Origin of the sequence: Roseateles sp. (assembly GCF_046300915.1) — a bacterium.
Classification (GTDB): domain Bacteria; phylum Pseudomonadota; class Gammaproteobacteria; order Burkholderiales; family Burkholderiaceae_C; genus Kinneretia.
Genome location: NZ_JBKCLH010000118.1, coordinates 1 through 4,567, shown reverse-complemented (window position 1 = coordinate 4,567; position 4,567 = coordinate 1). Strand labels below are relative to the sequence as shown.

The 4,567-nt window shown below is 67.7% G+C and carries 7 protein-coding genes; all 7 read right to left on the bottom strand.

Translation table 11 applies throughout. The features are described from left to right. On the bottom strand, nt 1–469 hold a 469-nt coding region (pgk, locus tag ACK5F2_RS08740; RefSeq protein ID WP_409864136.1), incomplete at its 3' end, for a phosphoglycerate kinase. Nucleotides 470–577: 108 nt separating this feature from the next. Further along, complete coding sequence (locus ACK5F2_RS08735) at nt 578–907, bottom strand: AzlD domain-containing protein (RefSeq protein WP_409864135.1); 330 nt, start codon at nt 905–907, stop codon at nt 578–580. Then, nucleotides 904–1,626, bottom strand: coding sequence for an AzlC family ABC transporter permease (locus ACK5F2_RS08730; protein ID WP_409864134.1), 723 nt, complete (start codon nt 1,624–1,626; stop codon nt 904–906). The genes ACK5F2_RS08735 and ACK5F2_RS08730 overlap by 4 nt, the downstream gene beginning before the upstream one ends. A 104-nt stretch (nt 1,627–1,730) precedes the next feature. Further along, complete coding sequence (locus ACK5F2_RS08725) at nt 1,731–2,498, bottom strand: head GIN domain-containing protein (protein ID WP_409864133.1); 768 nt, start codon at nt 2,496–2,498, stop codon at nt 1,731–1,733. Nucleotides 2,499–2,610: 112 nt separating this feature from the next. Then, the gene (locus ACK5F2_RS08720) at nt 2,611–2,961 is read right to left on the bottom strand and encodes a hypothetical protein (protein WP_409864132.1); all 351 of its coding nucleotides are present in this window, start codon (nt 2,959–2,961) and stop codon (nt 2,611–2,613) included. A gap of 82 nt (nt 2,962–3,043) precedes the next feature. Further along, the gene (gene htpX, locus ACK5F2_RS08715; RefSeq protein ID WP_409864131.1) at nt 3,044–3,898 is read right to left on the bottom strand and encodes a zinc metalloprotease HtpX; all 855 of its coding nucleotides are present in this window, start codon (nt 3,896–3,898) and stop codon (nt 3,044–3,046) included. A gap of 52 nt (nt 3,899–3,950) precedes the next feature. Continuing rightward, the coding region (locus ACK5F2_RS08710; protein ID WP_409864130.1) for a methionyl-tRNA formyltransferase at nt 3,951–4,567 on the bottom strand (617 nt) is incomplete at its 5' end.

Genomic DNA, 4,567 nt, shown 5'->3' with positions numbered 1-4,567 from the left:
AGGTCGTGCCCTCGGCGCGGTGGGCGGTGCCAAACGCGTCGTTTACGTAGATGTCGCACAGGGCTGCCATTTTCTTGGCCAGCTCTTCGTTGTTCTTCTTCTCGCCCTTGTTGACGCGGCAGTTCTCCAGCAGCACCAGCTGGCCGGGCTGAACTTCGACGCCATCGACCCAGTTGGCCACGACGGGAACTTCACGACCGAGCAGCTCGCCCAGGCGCTGGGCCACTGGGGCCAGGGAATCCTCGGGCTTGAACTCGCCCTCGGTGGGGCGGCCCAGGTGCGAGGTCACCATCACGGCGGCGCCGGCCTTCAGGGCGGCCTGGATGCAGGGAATCGAGGCGCGGATGCGGGTGTCCTCGGTGATGCGGCCGGCATCGTCCTGCGGCACATTGAGGTCGGCACGGATGAAGACGCGCTGACCGGCCACCTTGCCGGCAGCGATCAGGTCGGAGAAACGCAGAACGTTCATGATCAGAGGAAAGACGCTTGGAGTTGAGAAACCGGTCGGGCACCGTCCCGGTGCCGCATCACCCTCAAGCTTACCAAGCGGCCGGCCAGTGGCCAGACAACAGCAGGGTTACCAGCCTAGGCCGATGCGAAGGGCCAGCATCACGGCCGTGCCGCTGATGATGGTGCCCAGGATGCCGCCGCGCCAGAAAAAATAAGCCGTCCCCACGGCCGTGGCATAGAGGCGCGCGTCTTTCCAGGTGCTGATCAGCTGGCCGTTGCTCATCACGATCTCGGGCACGATCACGGCCGCCAGCGCGGCCAGCGGCGCATAGCGCAGGCCGTCCTTGAGCCAGTCCGGCAGGGGCAGCTCCTGCTGGGGAATCAGGAAGAAGGCCCGGGTCAACAGGGTGATCAGGCCCATACCCAGAATGGCCAACACGGTTTCCCAGCTGCTCATGCGGGCCTCCTCTTCTCGGGCAGCCACTTCTCCAGCAGCAGGCCCGCGGTCACGGCGGCGGCAATCGCCACCAGGATGTTCAGGCGCAGCGGCAGGGCATAGGCGGCCACCGCCGCACAGCCGGCCACGGCGGCCGAGACCCAGGTGTTGCGGTCCTTCAGCAAGGAGTAGGACAGGCCCAGCAGGGCCAGCACCCCGGCAAAGCCCAGGCCCCACTCGGTGGGCACATGGTTGGCCAGCAGGATGCCGGCCACCGAGGGGATTTGCCAGGCACACCAGTTGAGCGCCACGCCGCCCCAGAAATAGGGCAGTTGCTCAGGCGCGGGCCGGCCGTCCGGAAACCGCTTGAGAAAGGCCACATAGTTCAGATCCGCCGCGAAATAGGCGATGCGCAGACGCTGCGCCCGCGGCAGGTGGCCGAAGTACTGGCGCCAATGGGCGCTGAAGATCACAAAGCGCAGATTGACGCAGAAGGCCGTGGCCCAGAGCACCCACATGGGGGCGCCGGCCGAAATCAGGGGCAAAGCCGCCAGCTGCGAGCTGCCGGCAAACACCACAAAGCTCATCAGCAGGGCCAGGGGCACGGACAAGCCGCTCTTGACCATGGCCACGCCCGTCACCAGCCCCCAGGCCGAGATGCCCAGGGTGATGCTCATCATGTCGCGCGCGCCCAGACGGAATTCGGGATGCTGAGCGATGGCAGACCAGTGGGACTTCATGGCCCCATTGTCGGGGCCGCTAGCGTTTTGTGGGCGCCGGCCTGTGCGCAAGGCGATCCACGGACGGAGGCGACGTGGCAAACCGGCCGCAGTCGCGCCCCGCGTCAGCGGCTCATGGGCAGGATGGAACCGCTGCCGGCCACCGAGCTGGAGATCTGGGGCGTGCCACGGTAGCGCACATCGCCCGAACCCGCGATCGAGGCCTTGAGCTGCTTGTTGGCCTGCACCAGCACATCGCCGCTGCCCGCCACGCTGACACGCACCTCGTCCGCCGCGAGGTCGGCCGCCTTCACATCGCCGCTACCGGCCACCGAGACCTTGAGGGCATTGACCCGCCCTTGAGCCTGGATATCGCCGGAGCCCGCGACACTGAAAGAGGCCTCCTCGCTGAACAACTCGCTGAGCAACACATCGCCCGAACCCGCCACGGCCACCTCCAGACGCGGCGTCTTCATACCCTCCACCCTCGCGTCACCACTGCCTTCCAGGGCAAGTCGACGCAGCACGATCATGCCCACATGGACCTGCACGGGCTGGCGGCTACTCAGGCGATAGCCGTTCTTGGGCGCGATCTCCAGGGTCTTGAGACCGCCCTTGCTCTCCACCACACGGGTCTCGATATAAGGCAGCAGATTCTTGTCGGCCGAAATCTCCAGCGTGTCGCCACCGGCCTGGCGCACCTTGAGCTTGAAGTTGCCGCTCAGGCGTATGGCCTCGAAGGCGCCCAGCGAGCGGGCCTCGCTGCCCATTTCGCCATTGCCGTCCACGCGCTCTCCACTGCCCAGGTTCCAGGTCCAGGCCTGGGCGCCGGCGGCCAGGCCCAGGGCCAGGGCGCCAAACATGAGATGGCGGCGGGTCTTGTTGCGATTCATGGCGGGCCTCCTACGGCTGCATCTATTGTCGATGCAACGCATCTTGCCGTGCCCGGCGGCACTGATCGCGGGCGCTGCGACCAAGTGCAAGGCGACGGCCCCGAACTGCAGATCAGCCCGACTTGCCGCTGCTGCGCTCGCGCGCCGCGCCCTTGGGCTCGGTCTCGATGGACTCGTCGCTGGTGGCCGGTTTGGAGGCGCCGGGGCGCGGCACCTGGGGCGTCACACCCTCCAGCTTGTTCTCGCGCATGTACTCGTCCATCTCGCGCCAGCCAGCGAACACCGCCGCCTTCTGCGCCTTGGGATTGAGCACATAGCAGTCCTCGATGGCGCGCATCGCATGGCGGCAGGCGCTGCCCACGGCCTTGCCCTCAGCCTCCTTGGCGGCCGCGACCTTGGCCGGATCCTCGATGCCCAGCTGCTCGCAGCCGGCCAGCAGCAGGGCCAGGCCGGGGAGCAACATCGTGAGCGGGAGAGGTGCGCGCTTCATCGCTGGATTATCGGCAGGCGGGGTCGGGTCTTGAGTCGGCCGCCGCCGGCGGGCCTCAACGGCCGTTACCGTTCGCCAGGGCCATCAGGCGCGCGATACGCTCCTCGGTGGCCGGGTGGGTGCTGAACAGGCCCTTGAGACCGCCGCCCGAGAGCGGGTTCATGATCATCATCTGTGCCGTCTCGGGATGGCGCTCGGCGGCTTGCATGGGGATGCCCTGGGCATAGCGCTGGATCTTGTCCAGGGCCGAGGCCAGGGCACGCGGGTCGCCCGAGATCTCGGCGCCGCCGCGGTCGGCCTCGAACTCGCGGGCGCGGCTGATCGCCATCTGGATCAGGCTGGCCGCGATGGGCGCCAGGATGGCCACCAGCAGGCCCACGATGGGGTTGGCCGGCCGGCCCTCGCTATCGCGCGGGCTGAAGAACATGGCGAAGTTGGCCAGCATGGAGATGGCACCGGCCATGGTCGCGCTGACCGTGGAGATCAGGATGTCGCGGTGCTTCACATGAGCCAGCTCATGCGCCATCACGCCGCGCAGCTCGCGCTCGGAGAGCACGCGCATGATGCCCGTGGTCGCCGCCACGGCGGCATGCTCGGGGTTGCGGCCGGTGGCAAAGGCATTAGGGGCGGCCTCATCGATGATGTAGACCTTGGGCATGGGCAGCTGGGCCTTGGCGGCCAGCTCCTGCACCATGGCGTAGAACTGCGGCGCCGTGCTCGCGTCCACCTCGCGGGCGTTGTACATCTTCAGCACCATCTTGTCCGAGAACCAGTAGCTGAAGAAGTTCATGCCCAGGGCCACCACCAGGGCCAGCATCATGCCCTGCTGCCCACCCAGCAAGGAGCCGATGGCCATGAACAAGGCGGTGATGGCGGCCATCAGGATGGCGGTCTTCATCAGATTGAACATGGTCGATCCTCCTGGAGTTAGCGCAGTGTAGATGGGGCCGGCCCTCGGCAATTCAAGCCAGACGGCTGCCCGGCGCCATGGAACGCGACTGCAGAAAAGCCGCGGCCCCCAGGCGCTTGCCGCCGGCGCGCTGCAGCTCCAGCAGGCGCAGCGCGCCCTGACCACAGGCCACCAGCAGACCGCCGGCATCGGCCGCCAGCACCTCGCCAGGCGCTCCCCTGCCCTCGGCCGGCTCGGCCCGCCAGATCTTGAGGGTCTCTCCCTCCAGCTGGGCCTGGCCACCCGGGAAAGGGTCAAAAGCGCGCAGACGGCGTGCGATCTGGGCGGCATCCTGCCGCCAGTCGATCGCGCTCTCGGCCTTCTCGATCTTGTGGGCGTAAGTCACGCCGGCCTCGGGCTGGGGCGTGGCCTGCAGACCGCCACAGGCGGCCAGTTCCAGGGCCTCGACGATCAGACGCCCGCCCAGGGCGGCCAGTCGGTCGTGCAGGCTGGCGGTCGTGTCCTCGGCGCGGATGGGCTCGCGCTCGATCAGCAGCATGTCGCCGGTGTCCAGGCCCGCATCCATCTGCATGATGGTGATGCCGGTTTCGGCATCGCCGGCCTCGATGGCGCGGTGGATAGGCGCCGCACCGCGCCAACGTGGCAGCAGCGAGGCGTGAATGTTCAAAC

What these genes read in the sequence shown, in the direction of transcription:
- ACK5F2_RS08735 (WP_409864135.1), bottom strand. Translation starts at nt 907, where the DNA reads ATGAGCAGCTGGGAAACCGTGTTGGCCATTCTGGGTATGGGCCTGATC.
- ACK5F2_RS08730 (WP_409864134.1), bottom strand. Translation starts at nt 1,626, where the DNA reads ATGAAGTCCCACTGGTCTGCCATCGCTCAGCATCCCGAATTCCGTCTG.
- ACK5F2_RS08725 (WP_409864133.1), bottom strand. Translation starts at nt 2,498, where the DNA reads ATGAATCGCAACAAGACCCGCCGCCATCTCATGTTTGGCGCCCTGGCC.
- ACK5F2_RS08720 (WP_409864132.1), bottom strand. Translation starts at nt 2,961, where the DNA reads ATGTTGCTCCCCGGCCTGGCCCTGCTGCTGGCCGGCTGCGAGCAGCTG.
- htpX (WP_409864131.1), bottom strand. Translation starts at nt 3,898, where the DNA reads ATGTTCAATCTGATGAAGACCGCCATCCTGATGGCCGCCATCACCGCC.